The 17176-nt window shown below is 70.3% G+C and carries 17 protein-coding genes; 10 read left to right on the plus strand and 7 right to left on the minus strand.

The genetic code is table 11. The features are described 5' to 3' along the window. The 4 genes from speA to gshB form a co-directional block, all read right to left on the minus strand. Positions 1 to 1034 (minus strand): biosynthetic arginine decarboxylase (speA, locus tag LJE69_RS15575; RefSeq protein ID WP_296926761.1); only part of this gene is annotated, 1034 nt, incomplete at its 3' end. A 249-nt stretch (positions 1035 to 1283) separates the two neighbouring features. Beyond that, positions 1284 to 2333: a TonB family protein gene (locus tag LJE69_RS15580; RefSeq protein ID WP_296926763.1), complete on the minus strand. Its 1050-nt coding sequence runs from the start codon at positions 2331 to 2333 to the stop codon at positions 1284 to 1286. 23 nt (positions 2334 to 2356) lie between these two features. Then, a complete protein-coding gene (locus LJE69_RS15585) occupies positions 2357 to 3439 on the minus strand; it encodes an FAD:protein FMN transferase (RefSeq protein WP_296926765.1) in 1083 nt (360 codons plus the stop codon). Further along, positions 3429 to 4382 (minus strand): glutathione synthase, encoded by a 954-nt coding sequence (gene gshB / locus LJE69_RS15590; RefSeq protein ID WP_296926768.1) that lies wholly within the window; start codon positions 4380 to 4382, stop codon positions 3429 to 3431. The genes LJE69_RS15585 and gshB overlap by 11 nt, the downstream gene beginning before the upstream one ends. Before the next feature lie 229 nt (positions 4383 to 4611). Here gshB and LJE69_RS15595 point away from each other — a divergent pair, with 229 nt between their 5' ends. Then, the gene (locus tag LJE69_RS15595; RefSeq protein WP_296926770.1) at positions 4612 to 5244 is read left to right on the plus strand and encodes a chemotaxis protein CheW; all 633 of its coding nucleotides are present in this window, start codon (positions 4612 to 4614) and stop codon (positions 5242 to 5244) included. A gap of 9 nt (positions 5245 to 5253) precedes the next feature. Further along, positions 5254 to 7353 (plus strand): methyl-accepting chemotaxis protein, encoded by a 2100-nt coding sequence (locus LJE69_RS15600; protein WP_296926772.1) that lies wholly within the window; start codon positions 5254 to 5256, stop codon positions 7351 to 7353. Between the two features lie 632 nt (positions 7354 to 7985). Here the strand turns inward: LJE69_RS15600 and LJE69_RS15605 are convergent. Both LJE69_RS15605 and LJE69_RS15610 read right to left on the minus strand, forming a co-directional pair. Next, on the minus strand, positions 7986 to 8774 hold the full coding sequence (locus LJE69_RS15605; RefSeq protein ID WP_296926774.1) for an efflux RND transporter periplasmic adaptor subunit: 789 nt from the start codon (positions 8772 to 8774) through the stop codon (positions 7986 to 7988). Between the two features lie 527 nt (positions 8775 to 9301). Then, entirely contained in the window at positions 9302 to 10399 is a 1098-nt protein-coding gene (locus LJE69_RS15610) for a hypothetical protein (protein ID WP_296926776.1), read from the minus strand. Positions 10400 to 10633: 234 nt separating this feature from the next. On the opposite strand from LJE69_RS15610, the gene ybgC reads away from it, so the two are divergent. The 7 genes from ybgC (at position 10634) to ybgF (ending at position 16485) form a co-directional block, all read left to right on the plus strand. Further along, positions 10634 to 11074, plus strand: coding sequence for a tol-pal system-associated acyl-CoA thioesterase (ybgC, locus tag LJE69_RS15615; RefSeq protein ID WP_296926779.1), 441 nt, complete (start codon positions 10634 to 10636; stop codon positions 11072 to 11074). Continuing rightward, positions 11064 to 11765 carry a protein TolQ gene (tolQ, locus tag LJE69_RS15620; RefSeq protein ID WP_296926781.1) on the plus strand — a complete coding sequence of 234 codons (702 nt, stop codon included), beginning with the start codon at positions 11064 to 11066 and terminating at the stop codon, positions 11763 to 11765. The genes ybgC and tolQ overlap by 11 nt, the downstream gene beginning before the upstream one ends. Then, complete coding sequence (gene tolR, locus LJE69_RS15625; protein WP_296926783.1) at positions 11762 to 12217, plus strand: protein TolR; 456 nt, start codon at positions 11762 to 11764, stop codon at positions 12215 to 12217. The genes tolQ and tolR overlap by 4 nt, the downstream gene beginning before the upstream one ends. Before the next feature lie 10 nt (positions 12218 to 12227). Further along, on the plus strand, positions 12228 to 13496 hold the full coding sequence (tolA, locus tag LJE69_RS15630) for a cell envelope integrity protein TolA (protein WP_296926786.1): 1269 nt from the start codon (positions 12228 to 12230) through the stop codon (positions 13494 to 13496). Positions 13497 to 13506: 10 nt separating this feature from the next. Next, the gene (gene tolB / locus LJE69_RS15635; RefSeq protein WP_296926789.1) at positions 13507 to 14808 is read left to right on the plus strand and encodes a Tol-Pal system beta propeller repeat protein TolB; all 1302 of its coding nucleotides are present in this window, start codon (positions 13507 to 13509) and stop codon (positions 14806 to 14808) included. A 152-nt stretch (positions 14809 to 14960) separates the two neighbouring features. Further along, positions 14961 to 15500 (plus strand): peptidoglycan-associated lipoprotein Pal, encoded by a 540-nt coding sequence (gene pal / locus LJE69_RS15640; protein WP_296926792.1) that lies wholly within the window; start codon positions 14961 to 14963, stop codon positions 15498 to 15500. A 1-nt stretch (position 15501) separates the two neighbouring features. Further along, positions 15502 to 16485 (plus strand): tol-pal system protein YbgF, encoded by a 984-nt coding sequence (ybgF, locus tag LJE69_RS15645; RefSeq protein WP_296926794.1) that lies wholly within the window; start codon positions 15502 to 15504, stop codon positions 16483 to 16485. A gap of 129 nt (positions 16486 to 16614) precedes the next feature. Here ybgF and LJE69_RS15650 read toward each other — a convergent pair whose 3' ends face one another. Beyond that, the gene (locus tag LJE69_RS15650) at positions 16615 to 16752 is read right to left on the minus strand and encodes a hypothetical protein (RefSeq protein WP_296926796.1); all 138 of its coding nucleotides are present in this window, start codon (positions 16750 to 16752) and stop codon (positions 16615 to 16617) included. Positions 16753 to 16919: 167 nt separating this feature from the next. On the opposite strand from LJE69_RS15650, the gene LJE69_RS15655 reads away from it, so the two are divergent. Then, positions 16920 to 17174 (plus strand): hypothetical protein, encoded by a 255-nt coding sequence (locus LJE69_RS15655; protein ID WP_296926798.1) that lies wholly within the window; start codon positions 16920 to 16922, stop codon positions 17172 to 17174. Positions 17175 to 17176: the final 2 nt, after the last annotated feature.

Raw genomic sequence — 17176 nt, forward strand, 5'->3', positions numbered from 1 at the left:
ACGACATTGGTGATCAGCACGGCATGGTGCGCGGTGAGCGCGCGGCCAGACTCGGTGACCAGGTGTGGGTCCGGCACGCCGGTGTCCCGGCACACGGCGGCGGCGGTCTCGACGATGGCGGTGGCGTAGTCGTCCAGGCCATAGTTGGTGGAGCAGTAGGCGCGGGTGTGGGTGCCCTCGTAGTCCACGCCCAGGCCGCCGCCCAGGTCCAGGGTATTCAGGGCGCAGCCGCGCGCCACCAGGGCGCTGTAGAAGCGCGACAGCTCCCCGACGCCGGCACGGATATCGGCCAGGTTCGGAATCTGGGAACCTAAGTGCGCGTGTAGCAGCCCAAGCCAGCCGAGCCCGTCCACCGCCGCCAGCCGGTCCACCAGGCGCAGCACTTGCTGTGCCGACAGGCCGAACTTGGCGCCCTCGCCACCACTGTTCTGCCATTTGCCGGCGGCCGCGGCGGCCAAACGCACGCGCACGCCGAGCAGGGGCTCGACGCCGAGCCGCGCCGCCTCCTCGATGACCAGCTCCAGCTCCGAGGGCTTCTCGATGACGATGTAGACGCGCAGCCCCAGACGGCGGCCGATCAGCGCCAGGCGGATATAGTCGCGGTCCTTATAGCCGTTGCAAATCACCGACTCCCCGTTCGGCACCAGTGCCAGCACCGCCATCAGCTCGGGCTTGCTGCCCGCCTCCAGGCCGATGCCGCCGGCACTCAGCAGTGCACGCACCACGCTGCGCTGCTGGTTGACCTTGATGGGATACACGGGCCGATAGCTGCCGCGCCAGCCGACGCGCTCCATGGCACCCTCGAAGGCGGCGCGGACGGTGCGCACCCGGTGGCGCAGGATGTCGTCGAAGCGCACCAGCACCGGCAGGGACAGCCCCTCATCGCGCAACCGGCGTGCCAGGGCGGCCAGGTCGATCTCGGTGGCGGCGCCGCGGTCCGGGCGCACCGCGAGACTGCCGGCTGCGTTGATGCGGAAGTAGCCCTCGCCCCAGCGGGGCACGGCGTAGATGAGCTCGCAGACGGGCACAGACATGATTGGTGGGAATACTTATTGCCGCTTGGCGCAGTCTAGTACAACCGCCCCGAGATGCGCCTAAACACTGGAGGCCGGTGCAGACTCGAAATCGAAATCACTACTCTCGAGGCCGCCCGGGGCGCTGATCCGTGTCGACCTGGAGGCCGATACTCCGACCCCGGGTCGCCATGGCCGGCGTGTCGCCCTCCAGGGCGACGCTCGCTCGGCCCGGACAGCGAAGGGTATCGACCGTTCTAAGGTCGTGCACTAGTCCCACCCCAGCCGATGGTTGCGCTGGAATTGCCAGACCCGGGTGATGTCGAGTACGTCGGTCTCGGCCTTGATGTCTTTGGGGAAGGGTGCGTAGGGTGCGGCCAGCTTCACGATGTTGATGGCCGCCTGGTCCAGCACGTCGTAGCCGGAGGAGCGGACGACGCGGACGCCCTCGAGGCTGCCGTCGGATTTGATCGCCACGTGCAGGATCAGGCTGCCGAAAAGCTCGCGTTCCTTGGCTGCCTGCGGATAGTTGAGGTTGCCGATGGCCTCCACCTTGCGGCGCCAGGCCTCCATGTAGGCCGCGTAGCGGTACTCGCGCGTGTTGGTGCTGATGGCCTTGCGGCGCGGGCGGCCGGCCTGGCTCGTGTCGCGTGCGTTGATGCGCGCCGTGAGCGCCGCGATCTCGAGGTTGCGGCTCGCGAAGACGTCCGTCGCCGTGGCGTGCGGCGCACTCGCCGGGGCTGCCGCCGCGGACGGCAGGTCCGGCAGGGCGATGTCGGCACCCATGCCGCTCAGGACCTCGGTCAGGTCCGGCGGAGTCACGTCCAGCGCGGGCTTGCTGAAGCCGCCCGGGGTCGCATCCGTGCCCGCGAGCCCCGGCCCCTGGCGCGGGGCGGCGGGCGCGATCGCTGGCTGTTCGGGCGCTCCATCGGGTTCGCTGGCGTCGGCCGGCGCCGGCGGCTCGGTGACTTGCAGATCGGCGGGCTCGGGCTGGGGCTTATCGGGCGGCTCCGGCGCGTCCGGGGCGCTGCCGGATGCCACCTCCGGCAGCGGCACGCTAGTCTCGCCGGCGCGGTTCACCGGCGCCCCCACCGCGTCCGCGAGCGGCGATGCACCGGCGTCGGCCGGCTGCTCGACGGTCATGACCTCGAAGGTGTGCACGGCCGGCGGTTCCGGCTCCGGCTGCTCGTAGGCGATGGCGCGCAGCAGCAACAGGTGGGCGACGATGGCAACGGCGACGGCCGCGATCATCGGGTGGCGCAGCGCCGCCGCTGTCCCGCCCCTCTGACCAAAGGCCGTGCCTGGTGCGGGGCTCTGCATGAGTGGGTCAGGGCATGGGTGGCTCAGGCGCCCGGTTCCCCTTTCTGGGCATGCGCACCGATCGGTGCGCTGATCTCCACGTCGGTGTGGGGGTCGATGAGCTGGATGCGCTGCGCCATGGCCGGCGTCATGTGCACGGTACCGGCGTCGTCGATGAGCAGCACGTAGCGCAGGCCGAGGCGGGCGGCGATGTCCTGCCAGCCGCCGGGGCCTGCCACCATTAGCGCATAGGCGGCGGCGTCGGCAACCGCGGCCGAGCCCTGGTACAGCACCGTCACGGCCTGTAGGCCCTCGGCCGGGTAGCCGGTGCGCGGGTCGATGACGTCGTGGTAGGTCTTGCCGTCGTAGATGAAATTGCGCGCGTACTCGCTGCTGGTGAAGACGGCCATGTCGCCCACCACGTCGAGGATGCCCAGCACGCCGCCGCCGCTGCCGCGGCGCACCGGCACCCGCCAGGGGCGGCCGGCGCGGTCGCCCATGGTGCGCACGTCACCGCTGACGTTGACCAGCGCGTCCCGCACGCCGCGCGTGCGCAGATTGTCCATGGCGAGATCCATGGCGTAGCCGACGACGATGGCGCTGAAGTCCAGGCGCACCGCCGGGTTGTCGCTCTGCAGCATGATGCCGTCGAGATACAGGTCGTCCATGCTCGGATGCGCCTTCACCAGCCGTGCAATAGACGCTCTGGATGGCGGCGGCCGGCACTGCGGCTCTTCGGTCTGGAAGCCCCAGAGCCGGTACAGATGACCGATCGCGGGGTTGAACAGGCCCTGGCTCTGCAACGACAGCGCCTGACTCTGCCGCAGCAGCGGCAGTAGCGACGGCGGCGCGGCAAAGGGCTCGCCCGTGGGTAGCAGCTCGTTGACGCGAGTCATGGGGCCCGGCTTCCAGGCGTGGGTCGCGTGCTCGATGAACAGGAAGTCCTGCTCCACCTCGGACGCCGCCGTCTGCGCCTCGTCCTTGAGCTTGCCGACGATGCTCAAATCCACCGCGGCATCGAAGGCGACAAACTGCGTCGTGTACACCGGGGTCTCCGCCGCCCGGCACGCCACCAGTAGTAGGGCCGGCAGCAGCAGGGCGACACGCAGCGCCCGCTCAGCGCGCACGGAGGCGCTCCTCGATGCACGCCATCAGGTCGCCGGCGATGTCGAGGCCGTAGGCGCGGTCGAGCTCGCGGATGCACGTGGGGCTGGTGATATTCACCTCCGTCAGCCAGTCGCCGATGACGTCGAGTCCGGCAAAGAGTACGCCGCGGGCGCGCAGCTCCGGCCCCACGCGCGCGGCAATCCAGCGCTCGCGCTTGGAAATGGGCACGGGCTCCGCGCGCGCGCCGGCGGCGAGGTTGCCGCGGGCGTCGTCCGGCGCGGGGATGCGCGCCAGCACGTAGGGCACCGGCTCGCCGTCCACCAGCAGCACGCGGCGGTCGCCGGCGGCGATCTCCGGGATGAAGCGCTGCGCCATGCAAAAGCGCGTGCCATGGTCGGTGAGGGTCTCGATGATGACGCCCGTGTTCGGGTCGCCCGCGCGCACGCGGAAGATGGAGCGCCCGCCCATGCCGTCCAGCGGCTTCAGCACTGCATCGCCGTGGGCGGCGATGAACTCTCGCAGCAACGCGCCGCTGCGCGTCACCGTCAGCGGCGGCGCGCAGTCCGGGAAATGGGCCGTAAAGACCTTCTCGTTGGCGTCGCGCAGCGTGCGCGGGTCGTTTACCACCAGACAGCCGCGCGCCGCCGCCAGTTCCAGGATATAGGTGGCGTAGACATACTCCATGTCGAAGGGCGGATCCTTGCGCATCAGCACAACGTCCAGCGTGTCGAGCGGACGGCGCTGCGCATCGCCCAGCTCGAACCAGCCGGCCGGGTCGTCGGTGACCGCGAGCGGGCGCATCACTGCCTGCGGCGCGCCGTCCAGCAGGCAGAGATCACCGATCTCCATGTACCACAGGGAACAGCCACGCTGCTGGGCCGCCAGCAACATCGCGAAGGTGCTGTCCTTCGCGATCTTGATGGAGCCGATGGGATCCATGACGACGCCGACTTCTCGCTTCATGCCACCAGTGTAACCCAAGCGCCGGGCAACTCAGCCAGCGCCGCCCGACATCGCCGCCAGGCCGGCGGCTGTGCGGGCCGGCTCGGGCCGGCTCGGGCCGCATGACGGTGCCGCGTTGCGGCCCGCCGCCGGCCCTGCTAATGTCCCGAGCAGAGATTAAGGTATTCCCTGATCCTGTTACGCCGTCGCCCGGCCCGTCAATCCCCGTGCCCCAGCCAGCCTCTTCCGCATGGCCACCGACAGCAGCGCAGCGACCGAGCACCTGATCGCGCACCTGCACGACCTCGAGCGGCGCGGCGCGGCGCGCGTTGCGGCGCTGCGAGCGGCAGAGGCGCCGGCAGCGACGCGCCCGGGAGTGCTGTTCCGGCTTGCCGGCCACCGGCTGCTGACGCCGCTCGACCGGCTCCTTGGGGTCTGGCCTCTGCCACGCACGCTGACCACGGTGCCGGGCGCGGCGCGCTGGGTCCTCGGCGTCGCCAATCAGCGCGGCGAGCTGCTGCCCTTGTTCGATTTGCGCGGGCTGCTGCTCGCGGATTTCGAGGGCATCCAGCGCCGCGGGATCGCGCTGGTGGTGGCGGGTCGCAGCCGTGCCTTCGGCGCCGTCGTAGACGCCGTCATCGGCCTGCGCCGGACTCGGTTCCAGGCGCCCGAGCCCGCGCAGTTGGCGGACGCCGAGCCGCTCTCGGCGCTGATCGTTGGCTGCTGCGAATGCGCGGAGGGAAACGTAGCCATCGTCGATCTGACCGCCATCGAAGGGCTCCGGGAGCTCACGACGGGGGTGCGCAGCTATCCCGCCCCGGCCCTGGCACCGGCACCAGCCCGGGCGCCGGCGCCGGCTCACCCGTCGGCAACCCCCGGCTGAGGCCATGTTATGCCCACTGGCACCCCCAGGCGACCGCCCCGCTCCGTCATCGACACCCTGGAGGGCAGCGAGTCCGCGACGCACTTTTGGCCGCAGCGGCTCACCACCCTGCTGCTCGTCGGCAGCATGGTGCTCGCGCTTGGTCTGACCTTCGCCAGCATACTGGAGCACGGCCGGCGCACCGAGGAATGCCAGCGTTACCTGCGGGAAGCTTCCGCCGAGCAGCTGCTGGCGCGGCAGATGTCCGACGCCGCGGCGGACGCCGTGCGCGGGGAGGTCGCGGCCTTCGAGCGGCTGGCTTCCTACAAGGCACAACTGCAGCGGCTGCACCGCGAGATCCTGGGGCTGGAGACCAGCGTAATCGCGCGCAACGTCCCCGTCGACGTGCGTCATGCCGCCGATGCGGCCGACACGTCGCGGCTCCAGCTACGCGAGGGCGCCAACCGCATTCTTTCGGTGCGCGATGCCCTGCTGGGCTTCTACGGCACCGCCGGCAGCATCCGCGCCCAGCTCTGTGAGCTGGCGGCCATGTCGCGGGGAATCGCCGAGCAATTGGTGGCCCTGGACGCCAAGCCGCAGCTGGTGCTCGATGCCGGCCTCCAGGTCGCCCGGGTGCGGCAGATGGGCGCGGCCCTGGAGGGGGTACAGCGGGGCGGCGACGGCACCGAGGATGCCATAGACCGCGGCACCGCGGCGGCGGACGAGTTCGAGGTGGCGCTCGCCGCGCTGCGCGAGACTCCGTTGCCCCCCGACGATGCCCGCACGGCGGATCTGCACACCGCGCTGGACGCTGCCTGGACGCTGTACCGGTCCATGCGCGCTGCCGCCGATGGCCTGGTGGCCTCACTTGCGCAGGTGAGCCCGGCCCTCGTCGCGGCGACCGCCATCGACACCGACGCGGGGGCGCTGGAAAAGTCGCTCGACCGCATCGGGGTCGGGCTGCGCAGCGAGAGCGGCCGGGCGGCGCTGATCGGCTTCGACTCGGCACCGGACTCGGCGCTGATCTTCGCCGCGTTGACGCTGGTGTTCCTCGGGCTGCTCGGACTCCAGCAACTGATCCGCTCAAGCCGGCGCGCGCGCGCGTCGCAGGCACAGAATCTCGCCAATCGCCGCGCCATCGAGCGCCTGCTGGAGCAGATGGGCGGTCTCGCCGACGGCGACCTGACCGTGAAAGCCAAGGTCACCTCCGACGTCACCGGCGCCATCGCCGACACGGTCAACTATGTCGTAACCGCCCTGCGCGCGCTGGTGACCACCATCAACGACACCTCGGCGCGTGTCAACGACTCCGCCCAGCGCACCCGTTCCGTGGCCAAGCAGCTCGCGGAGGGCAGCGACCGTCAGGCGCGGCACATCGAGCAGGCGAGCGATGCCATCAGCTCCATGACCGGCGCCATCGACAGCATCGCCCGCGACGCGGCCGAGTCCGCCGCCGTCGCCAACCGCTCCGTGGACGTGGCCGGGCGCGGCGCCCAGGCGGTGCGCGAGACCATCTCCGTCATGGGCGAGATCCGCGGGCGCATCAACGAGACCTCCAAGCGCATCCGCCGTCTCGGCGACAGCTCCCAGGAGATCGGCGAGATGGTGGAGCTCATCGACGACATCGCCGATCAGACCAACATCCTCGCCCTCAACGCCGCCATGCAGGCCGCCATGGCCGGGGAGGCGGGCCGCGGCTTCGCCGTCGTCGCCGACGAGGTGCAGCGGCTCGCCGAGCGCTCCAGCAATGCCACCAAGCAGATCGATGCCATCGTGCGCACCATCCGCCGCGACACCGTCGAGGCGGTGCGCTCCATGGAGGCGAGCATGAGCGGCGTCGACAGCGGCGCCAACGTCGCCGAGAACGCGGGCAGCGCGCTACGGGAGATCGAGAACGTCTCCAATTACATCGCCGAGCTGACGCGGCGTATCGCCGACTCCGCCGGTCACGAGTCGCGCGAGGCGGCAAAGGTCAACGAGACCGTGAAGACCGTGCAGGCCATCACCCAGGAGAACACCCGCGGCACCCGCGCCACCGCCGAGGCCGTGGAGGCGCTCGCCGCGCTGGCGGTGGAACTGCGCCACTCGGTGGCGGGGTTCAAGCTGCCGGCGGGCGGTGGGACTGAGTAGGAAAGCGTCCTGTGTAAGCCATCCGGCAGCCAGGACATCGGCCGCAAGAACGGTGCGAGTTCTGGTTCACGCGTCGCCAGCAAGTTTGAGGCCACGCTATGAGTACCCGAAGATACCCAGATTCATCCATGTGCCCGTGCGCACGACAAGCGCTTTGCTTGATCGCAAGTTGCGGGAGGCCTTCGGGGCGTTCGACCGATCGCGATATACCCCCGGCCAATCACCCTGTCCCGCCTGGTTAGATAGAGCGCATGCGCTGCCGCGCCGACCTTCGCTAAATCGTCCGGGCAAATGCCGTTGCGTCGCATCAAAGACCCCTGATCCCCGCCCGATGAGCCCAAGTTCACCAGCCGGCATGGAGAGAGCAGACAAAATAAACCCCGGGGCTCGGGGGGAAGCCGCCGGGGTAACCGTTTCCCGTTGTAGTCGGGAAAAGGTCCGGCGGGAGGGGGAAGCCCGGCGGACCCGCGCCGATCAGCGCCGATAATTCAGAGTATAGAACTAGTCCTTTGGTTCCGCTGAATTCAAACGTTTGATTGACTCATGATGCCGTTTGTCTTTTAAAAAGATCCGTTTGTCTGAAGTCGGCGCCGAGGCCCGCCGACTGCAAGGGGCGCTCTGCCGTCGCTGCCTCAAGGCAGCACAACCTTCACGAATTCGGACGGCCGCAGGATCTCGTCCGGGCCGGCATCGAAGACCACATCCAGCTCATAGACGGCGCCGTCCGGGTCGATGCGCACGGCCTCGACGCCCAGGCTGTACACCGCTGCCGTGCGGCGCTCGCCGCGCACGATGACGCCGGCGGACTGACCGGGGCGGTAGCGGCGGAGCACATCGGAGGTCACCAGCGCGCGCGCCAGCATGCGGTCCGTCGGCGCCACGGCCACCAGCGGTTGCTGCTGCAGGCTGGTGTAGATGACGGCGCCGTCGTAGGCGTGGCGTTCCACGACGATGCCATCAAACGGCGCGCGCAGCTCGGTGCGCTCCAGCATCACCTCGGCGACGGCCAAGGCCGCCCGGTCGGACTCCTGCTCGGCCACCGCGGCGGCCTTGCCCAACTCGGCGTCTTTCAGCTCCTCCGTGGCGATGAGGCCGCGGTCGAACAGCTCCTGCGCGCGCACCAGCTTGCGCTCGGCGTCGTCCACCGCCACCGCGCCGCGGGCGACCCGCGCCTTGGCCTCCAGCAGCGTGGCGCGGGCCTCGCGCTGATCCATGCGCAGCAGCAGGTCGCCGGCCTTCACGAACTGGCCCGTGGTGACGAAAACCCGCTCGACGACGCCGCTCTGCACGGCGCGCATCTCCACGCGGTCCAGCCACTCCAGGCGGGCGCTAACTTGCAATGCCCAGGCGTCGGTGACGGGGATCAGCAGCAGGCAGGCGAGGGCGATACCCGCCGCCCGGGTGGCCTTTGGGGTGTGCATCGGTTGGCGGACTCTTGTCGTTGCGCTGGGCCTGGTACGCGGACGCCAAATCCCCGCAACCGGCAAACTAGACTGGCGCGGCAGCGGCGCATCCACGGATCTATCGAGCTCTAAAATCGCTATCGCTATCGCTATCGCTATCGCTATCGCTATCGCTATCGAAATCGGTATCGGAACCCGTGGTGTTCCCAGAACATCTGTCGCCTCGACAGAGCCCTATACGCGTCTCGACGGCCTGACGCCGCGTGCCCGGCGTCGAGCCGGGCACGCGGCGAGCCGGCGGAAAGCCGGCGCTCCCAGCGGGCCGCGCAGGTGGCGAGCAGTCCAGTGCGGCGCAATTCGTGGGGATACCTCAGGATCGGACCCTGGATTGACCCCGATCCCAGTCCCGACGCAGTGATCTGTCGCGTTCGGCGTCGATCATGCGTCCCGCCGCCACCGTGGGAGCGCCGTCCGCGGCGCGACGGGCATACCATCGCGGCGGGGACGCCGCTCCCACGGGGCCATGGCTCTATGCTCAAGGCCGCTTACTCGCCGCCTGGTGGCGCTTCGCCCGCTCGGGCGTCCGGCGCGGTCGGGCGCGGGGACTTGCGCAGCACAGGCTTGCCCTGCAGCGCATCCAGCTCGGCGAGGGTCAGCGACCGGCACAGGGCCACCGCCATCCGGTCGCGGCGGGCCTTGGTCTGCTGGCTCATGGAGTAGCCCAGGTCGGCGCTGACCTCCATCTCGTACATGGTGCGGCTCTGGTCCAGCTTCAGGTCGCGCCAGTCCGCCTCCACGCGGGCCTGCTCGGCGGCGACGGCGAGCACGTCCAGGCGCAGCAGCAGTTCCAGCGCGCGCTGGCGCAGCGCCATGCGGACCAGCGCGTCCGTCGCATCGTCGCCCGCCTGGAGGCGCTCGCGCACGCGCGGGTTGCTGTCCAGGGCGGTGGCGACGACCTGCTCCAGCTCCGGCGCCGCGGTGTCTGCATCGCGCGGCAGGCTGGGCTCCACCAGTGTCTTCGGCAGGTCCGCGGGCGTGCCGAGGGCCTGCGCGAGCAGGGAGCGGGTCAGGCGCCGGGAGGCGTCGCTGGCGGCCCACTGGCGGCGGATGAGCTGATAGGCGGCCTCCAGATCAGCCACCGCCAGGGTCGAATATTGCCCCAGCTCGCCGCGTGCCCGGGCACGATCGAACTGGACGTAGCCCACCGCCATGGCCTCGTTGTCGCGCATGTAGCTGAGATCCGCCAGCAGCACGTCGTAGAAGCGCTGCATGATCTCCAACTGCTGCGCCGCCAGTGCCGGCAACAGGGGGCCCCAAGCCACGTCACGCTCCTGGTCGCCGGCGCGGGCGTTGGCAAAGGCCAGGCTGTGGCAGGCGACGTAGATGGGCTGTGGGCGCGGCGGCAGGGCGGGGGCGCTGCGCGCGCGAACCCGCGGGTGGCCCTTGGCGTAGGTCAATGCCTGCTCCAGCGTCAGGGGCTCGGGGGGTGGCTCCGCCGCCGCGGCGGCGCCGACGACCAGGACGAGCAGCGCCGCAAGCGCTCCAAGTCGCCGGCGGGCATCCGCGGCGGGCGTGACCATAGCCGGCGCAACGCGCCCGGTGGGCGGGGGCGAAGCTGGCTGGGGGGCGGACAAGGCGGACATGGACGCGGTTGAGCTCGGTCGTGCGGCGCAGGCGATCTGATGCGGGGCTTTGCGTGGCGGACTGGGGAAGCGGAAATCGCGCCAAGCGGCTGGCAGCGCACGCATCACAGCATTCCAGACGGTGGAGCGCAAGGGTCGCCCTGCGGCCACGACAGCACGCCGTATCGCCGCGGCAATGTTCGCGCCATGTTGTTGCGCTATCATGGCGCGATTTTTCGCGGTGACCTCCAGCGCATGCCATCCGACGCCGGTGAGACACACCACCGCCTGCCTGTCCGTGTCTACTACGAAGACACCGATGCCGGCGGCGTCGTCTACCACGCCCGCTATCTGCACTTCATGGAGCGCGCGCGCAGCGAGTGGCTGCGTGTGCTGGGCTTCGAGCAGGACCGCCTGCGCGACGAGCAGGGCGTGCTCTTCGCCGTCCGTCGCATGGACATCGCCTTTGTGCAACCCGCGCGCTTCAATCAGCTGCTGCGGGTGGAGTCGGCCCTGGCGGGCTGCGGGCCGGCGAGCATGGAGTTCGCGCAGCGGGTGGTGCGCGCGGGCGACGACACGCTCTGCTGCCGCGCCACCGTCAACATCGCCTGCATCGACGCCGGGCGCCTGCGCCCGACCCGCATTCCCGAGGACATGATGACCGCCATATTGCCGGAGATCGCCCATGGGCGCTGAGCTCTCCCTGCTGGACCTGGTGCTGAACGCGAGCCTGATGGTGCAGCTCGTGCTGCTGGTGCTGGTGCTCGCGTCGGTGCTGTCCTGGGCGGCGATCTTCGATCGCTCGCGGGTGCTGAAGCGTGCCCGCAACGCCGCCGACGACTTCGAGGCCCGCTTCTGGTCGGGCGGTGACCTGAGCGCCTTGTACCGCGAGCTGGGCCAGGAAGAGAGCAAGGGCCTCACCGGCCTCGCCGCCATCTTCCGCAACGGCTTCCGCGAGTACGCGCGGCTGCGCAAGAACGATCCGGACGACACCATGGCCGTCATCATGGGCGCCGAGCGCTCCATGCGGGTGGCGCTGAGCCGGGAGATGGACCGGCTCGAGAACAACCTGCCGTTCCTGGCCACGGTGGGCTCCGTGAGCCCCTACGTGGGCCTGTTCGGCACCGTATGGGGCATCATGCACGCCTTTCACGCGCTGGGGAACGTGCAGCAGGCGACGCTGGCGCTGGTGGCGCCGGGCATCTCCGAGGCGCTGGTGGCCACGGCCATCGGTCTCTTCGCGGCCATCCCGGCCGTGGTCGCGTACAACCGCTATTCCAACCAGGTGGAGCGTCTCAACAACCGCTACGAGGAGTTCATGGAAGAGTTCTCCACCCTGCTTCAGCGCCAGGGCCGCGGCACCACCCCCACGAGCCAGGCCGCATGAAGCGCAAGGAGCGCCGGGAGCGGCGCAAGCCCATGGCCGACATCAACGTCGTCCCGTACATCGACGTGATGCTGGTGCTGCTGGTGATCTTCATGGTCACCGCGCCGCTCATCACCCAGGGTGTCAAGGTGGACCTGCCGCAGGCGGACGCCGACCCGCAGCCCGGCGAGGGCGCGCTGCCGGTGGTGATCCACATCGACCAGTTCGGCGACACCTACCTCGACCTCGGCGACAACAACCTTCTGCCCGTGGACCAGCAACTGCTGTACGAGCGGCTGTCGAAGGTGCTGACCGAGGCGCCGGCCACGCCCGTCATGATCCGCGCCGATGCCTCCATCGACTATGGGCTGGTGGTGGACGCCATGGTGGCGGCGCAGGCCGCGGGCGCGCCCAGCGTCGGTCTGGTGACGCGTCCGCGAACGATTTCCGCGGCGGCTGCCGGAGGGCGTTGACCAGATCGCCATGTGGCAAATCTGGACTCAGTATCCGAAGGCCTTCCTATGGTCGGTCCTGCTGCACGTCGTCCTCGTGCTGGTGATGTTCTTCGGCGTGGACTGGCTGGTGCGCAACCAGGAGCTCGGCGCGTACGAAAACATGATCCAGGCGAGCCTGCCGGTGACGCCGGACATCGAGCAGCGCATCGAGCAGTTACAGGCCAACGCCGCCTCCGCCAAACCCGAGCCTGAGGCCAAGGCCAAGGCCGCGCCGCAGCCACCCGAGCAGCGCCCGCAGATCGACCCCGAACAAGCGCGCCGCGAGGCCGAGGCGGCCGCGCTGGCACGCGAGGCCGAGCGCGAGCGCCAAGCCGAACAGGAACAGCAGCGCCAAGCGGAGCTGGAGCGTCAGGCGGAGGCGGAGCGCCAGCGCCAGGCGGAGCTGGAGCAGCAGCGCCAGGCGGAGGCGGAGCGCCAGCGCCAGGCGGAGCTGGAGCAGCAGCGCCAAGCCCAGCTCGAGGCCCGCCGCCGCGCCGAAGCCGAGATCCGCCGCAAGGTGGCCGAGGAGGCGAAGCGCCGCGCGGCAGAAGAGGCGCAACGCCGCGCCGAGCAGGAGGCCCGTCGCCAGGCCGCCGAGGCCGAGGCCGCCGCCCGCGCCGAGCGCGAGCGCCAGGCGGCCGAGCGCCGCGCCGCGGAGCTGGCCGCGCAGCGCGAGGCCGAGGCAAAGGCTCGCCGTGAGGCCGAGGCCCGCGCCCGCCGCGAGGCAGAGGCCGCGCGCCAGGCGGAGCTGGAGGCACAACGCCGCGCCGAGGAGCAGGCCCGGCGCGAGGCGGAGGAGGCCGCCCGCCGGGAGCGCGAGCTGGACGCGGCCCTGGCGGCGGAGCTGGAGCAGGAAGCGGCGCAGAAACAGGCGCAGGCGCAGGCACAGGCACAGGCTAGGGCGCGCGAGCAGGCCGCGCAGGAGCAACAGCGCCGGGACGCCGCCGCCCAACAGCGCCTGGCCGCGGCCCGCCGGCAGGTCGCCAGCCGTTGGGTGCCGCTGATCCAGAGCCGCATCAAAAGCTTCTGGGTGCAGCCGGCGGGCAGCCCCGGCGGCATCGAGGCCGTCGTCAACCTGCGCCTGGAGCCGGGCGGTGCCGTGATCCCGGGCAGCGTCAAGGTGGTGCAGAGCAGCGGCAACGGCGCCTTCGATCAGTCGGTCATCTCGGCGATCTACAGTGCCTCACCGCTGCCAGTGCCTGACGGCGACGAATTCGAAGAAATGTTCCAGGACTTCAATTTCCGCTTCAAGCCTTGAGGACGGCGCCATGCAACGACCATCCATCACGACCACCCTGCTGTTTGCCGCGCTGCTCGCGCTGGTGTGCTCGGCCGGCGCCCAGGCCAAGCTCACCATCGAGATCACCGGCGGCGTCGAGGGTGCCCAGCCCATCGCCGTGGTGCCCTTCGGCGACGTCGATGGTGCCAGGCCCGACGTGGACATCGCCGACGTCGTCGCCGCGGACCTCGCCCGCAGCGGCAAGTTCAAGCCCATGCCGCGGCGCGAAATGCTCATGACCCCGCACCGCGAGGAGGACGTGGACATCCGCGAGTGGCAGCTCCTGGCCATGAACAGCCTGGTGGTGGGCGAAGTGATGCCGCGCGCCGGCGGCGGCTACGACATCCACTACGAGTTGCTCGACGTCTTCAGCGGCAAGAAGCTGCTCGCCGACACGGTGAGTTCCACCAGCAAGGGCTTGCGCAACGCGGCGCACCGCATCGCCGATGCCATCTACGAGGACCTCACCGGCGAGCCCGGCATCTTCGCGACGCGCATCGCCTACGTGACCTCCAGCGGGCGCAACTCGCGGGTCGTGCTGCGGGTGGCCGACGCCGACGGCTACAACGCCCAGACCATCGTCGACTCCGCCGAGCCCATCATGTCGCCCAATTGGTCGCCGGACGCGCGCAAGCTCGCCTACGTGTCGTTCGAGGGGCGGCATTCGGCCATCTACGTGCAGGACCTCGCCAGCGGCCGCCGCGAGCAGGTGGCCAGTTACGAGGGCATCAACAGCGCGCCGGCCTTCTCGCCGGACGGGCGCAAGCTGGCCATGAGCCTGTCGAAGGACGGCAACCCCGACATCTACGTCCTCGACCTCACCACGCGGCAACTGACCCGGCTCACCGATCACTACGCCATCGACACCGAGCCCGCGTGGTCGCCGGACGGCAGCCAGCTCGTCTTTACCTCCGATCGCGGCGGCAAGCCGCAGATCTACCGCATGTCCGCCGCCGGCGGCCCGGCGCAGCGGGTGACCTTCGAGGGGGACTATAACGCCGCCGCGTCCTATTCGCCCGACGGCAACGCGCTGGTCATGGTGACCCGTGAGGGTGGGCGCTTCCGCGTCGTCGTGACGGATACGAACGGCGGTTCGCGGCGCTATGTCAGCAGCGGCCCCCTCGACGAGTCGCCGAGTTTCGCACCCAACGGCGACATGGTAATTTACGCGACTCAGAACAACGGCCGCGGGGTGCTCGTCGCCACGCCGCTGTCATCCGGCGCAAGCCACCGGCTCTCGCAAGATTCGGGCGAGGTGCGCGAGCCTGCCTGGTCACCCCTCTTGCACTGATGTCGCGCTGAGCGCCTGCCCAAGATGTACCCTGCCATCCGGGATACGCGCCGCGAGCGCAGCGGGGGCGCCGATCCGAGCCCCTGTTCATGCCGGGCGCGCGCCCGCGCCGCTGCATCCGTCATCCAGATTCCGTCAGTCGCCAGGAGCTCATGTTGAACCCGCGCCTTCGCTTCCTCGCCGTGATCCTGCTGGCGGTGCTGGCCGTCGCCGGCTGCGCCACGCAGCCGCCGCCTCCGCAGCAGACGCCGCCGAGCGGCGCCGAGCTGGATGCCTTGCGCCCGAGCGGCGACACGGCCGCGGAGGTCCCGGAGCCGCTGGGGCCGGCCAAGCCGTTGTCGCCGCTGGACGACCCCAACAGCCCCCTGTACAACAAGGTCGTCTACTTCGACTACGACACCGCCGAGATCCGCCCGCAGGACACCGACCTGCTGCGCACCCACGCCGCCTACATCTACCGCACGCCCGGCGTTACGGTGACGCTGGAGGGGCATACCGACGAGCGTGGCACCCGTGACTACAACCTCGCCCTCGGCGACCGCCGTGCCGACGCGGTGCAGCAGTTCCTGGTGGCCGAGGGTGTGCCGCCCGAGAAGCTCCGCCGGCTCAGCTACGGCGAGGAGCGCCCGGCCGAGTCGGGCAGCACGGAGCGGGCCTGGGCGCTGAACCGACGCGTCGAATTGGTGTATTGAGATGTCCGCACGCACCCTGCCAACCAACCGTGGCCGCGCCCTCGCCGCTGCCTCCCGCTTCGGCCTGCTCGCGCTGCTCGCACTGAGCGCCGCCACCGCGAGCGCGCAACTCCGCCGCGAAGATGTGTTCAGACCGGCTCCGATCCCCGGCGCCGCGGGCAGCGAGTCCACGGTATCCCCGGCGGAGCTTGCCCAGCGCCTGGAGCGGCTCGAGCGCATGCTCAACGAGAAGAGCCTGTCGGACTTCGTGCTTCAGCTCCAGCAACTGCAACAGGAGGTGCAGGATCTGCGCGGCCAGGTGGAGATGCAGCAATACCAGTTGCGGCAGTTGAACCCCGGCTTGCCGCAGCTCGGCCAATCCTACGCCGCGGCCAAGGCCGCGGCCGAAGCCGCCGGCGAAGGCGCGACGGCCGATGCCGAAGCCGGCGAGGCCGGGCAGCCCGCGGCGGCAGGCGGCGAAGCAGCCGCCGGCCAGCCGGGCGGGAACACCGCCAGCGGGATGCCCGTCGCACCGCCACCCAAGACCGGCGTCGGCGCCCTCGGCGGGGGTGGCAAGGCTGCCGGGACACTGGCGCTGCCGACCCCCGAGACCCTGGAGGGCAGCGAGCAGGACGCCTACCGCAAGGCGTTCGATCAGCTCAAGGATCGCGACTACGACGCGGCCAAGAAGGCGTTCGCGGCGATGCTGGTGCAGTACCCGGATGGCCAGTACGCCGACAACGCCGTCTACTGGCTCGGCGAGATCGGCTATGTGACCAAGGACTACGCCGCCGCGCTGACCCAGTTCAACCGCCTCATCGCCGATTACCCCGGCAGCCCGAAGCTGCCGAGCGCCATGCTGAAGCTGGGCTACATCTACTACGACCAGCAGGACATGGAGCAGGCCCGCAAGCTGCTGGAGGCGGTGACCAAGCGCTACCCAGACACCACCGAGGGCCGCCTCGCCAAAGGCCGCCTGGAGCAGATGACGCGCGAGGGCGGCTGACCGTGGGAGCGCCGTCCCCGGCGCGATCCGGCATCGCGGCGCAGGTCGCGGCGCGGACGCCGCTCCCACACCTGCACGCCGCCCGTGGGAGCGCCGTCCCCAGCCGCAACGGCGCGCGGCAGCGCTCGATCACACCCCGAGCCAGCGCCTCACCACGTCCCACACCAGCGCCGCCGCCAGCATCGGAAAGCCGAAGCCGAACACGCCGTGCACGAAGGCGGCGGCGAGCAATACGGCGGGAACGATGAGGGCGGACGGATCAGGCATGAGGCTTCGGACGCCGGCGTATGGCCGCCGCGCTCAGGGCGCCACCCGCCGGCAGCACCGCAACGGTGCCGCGGCTCCAGGTTTAGCGGATAATCCGCGCCCATCGGTCACCAGCAAAGACGACAACAGAGCGCCGCCACAGGCGCCTCGGAGCGGAGGACCCTGCCATGACCCATCGTCTGTTGATGCTCGGCTGCAAGACCATGCGGGAGGGCGTCGTCATCTCCGCGGTGTTCTTCGCCGCGGCAGTGCTGCTGTTCCTCGCCGCGACCCACGTGGTGCCGGCGACGGGGCCGTTCCAGCCCATCGTGCTGTTCCTGGCACTGGTGTTGATCGTGCTGGCGCCGGTGGTGCTGATCTCGACCTTCCTGATATCGGTGCTGCCGGGCGCGCGCGAGAAGCTTGAGAAGTGCGAGCATTGAGC

Source organism: Thiohalocapsa sp., assembly GCF_022340605.1.
Lineage (GTDB): Bacteria > Pseudomonadota > Gammaproteobacteria > Chromatiales > Chromatiaceae > Thiohalocapsa.

Bases quoted from the DNA above. Each gene is read 5' to 3' on its own strand.
- tolR (WP_296926783.1), top strand. From the start codon at position 11,762: ATGAAGCGCAAGGAGCGCCGGGAGCGGCGCAAGCCCATGGCCGACATC.
- tolA (WP_296926786.1), top strand. From the start codon at position 12,228: ATGTGGCAAATCTGGACTCAGTATCCGAAGGCCTTCCTATGGTCGGTC.
- ybgF (WP_296926794.1), top strand. From the start codon at position 15,502: ATGTCCGCACGCACCCTGCCAACCAACCGTGGCCGCGCCCTCGCCGCT.
- LJE69_RS15595 (WP_296926770.1), top strand. From the start codon at position 4,612: ATGGCCACCGACAGCAGCGCAGCGACCGAGCACCTGATCGCGCACCTG.
- ybgC (WP_296926779.1), top strand. From the start codon at position 10,634: ATGCCATCCGACGCCGGTGAGACACACCACCGCCTGCCTGTCCGTGTC.
- pal (WP_296926792.1), top strand. From the start codon at position 14,961: ATGTTGAACCCGCGCCTTCGCTTCCTCGCCGTGATCCTGCTGGCGGTG.
- gshB (WP_296926768.1), bottom strand. From the start codon at position 4,382: ATGAAGCGAGAAGTCGGCGTCGTCATGGATCCCATCGGCTCCATCAAG.
- LJE69_RS15655 (WP_296926798.1), top strand. From the start codon at position 16,920: ATGACCCATCGTCTGTTGATGCTCGGCTGCAAGACCATGCGGGAGGGC.
- LJE69_RS15600 (WP_296926772.1), top strand. From the start codon at position 5,254: ATGCCCACTGGCACCCCCAGGCGACCGCCCCGCTCCGTCATCGACACC.
- LJE69_RS15650 (WP_296926796.1), bottom strand. From the start codon at position 16,752: ATGCCTGATCCGTCCGCCCTCATCGTTCCCGCCGTATTGCTCGCCGCC.
- LJE69_RS15610 (WP_296926776.1), bottom strand. From the start codon at position 10,399: ATGTCCGCCTTGTCCGCCCCCCAGCCAGCTTCGCCCCCGCCCACCGGG.
- tolQ (WP_296926781.1), top strand. From the start codon at position 11,064: ATGGGCGCTGAGCTCTCCCTGCTGGACCTGGTGCTGAACGCGAGCCTG.
- tolB (WP_296926789.1), top strand. From the start codon at position 13,507: ATGCAACGACCATCCATCACGACCACCCTGCTGTTTGCCGCGCTGCTC.
- LJE69_RS15580 (WP_296926763.1), bottom strand. From the start codon at position 2,333: ATGCAGAGCCCCGCACCAGGCACGGCCTTTGGTCAGAGGGGCGGGACA.
- LJE69_RS15605 (WP_296926774.1), bottom strand. From the start codon at position 8,774: ATGCACACCCCAAAGGCCACCCGGGCGGCGGGTATCGCCCTCGCCTGC.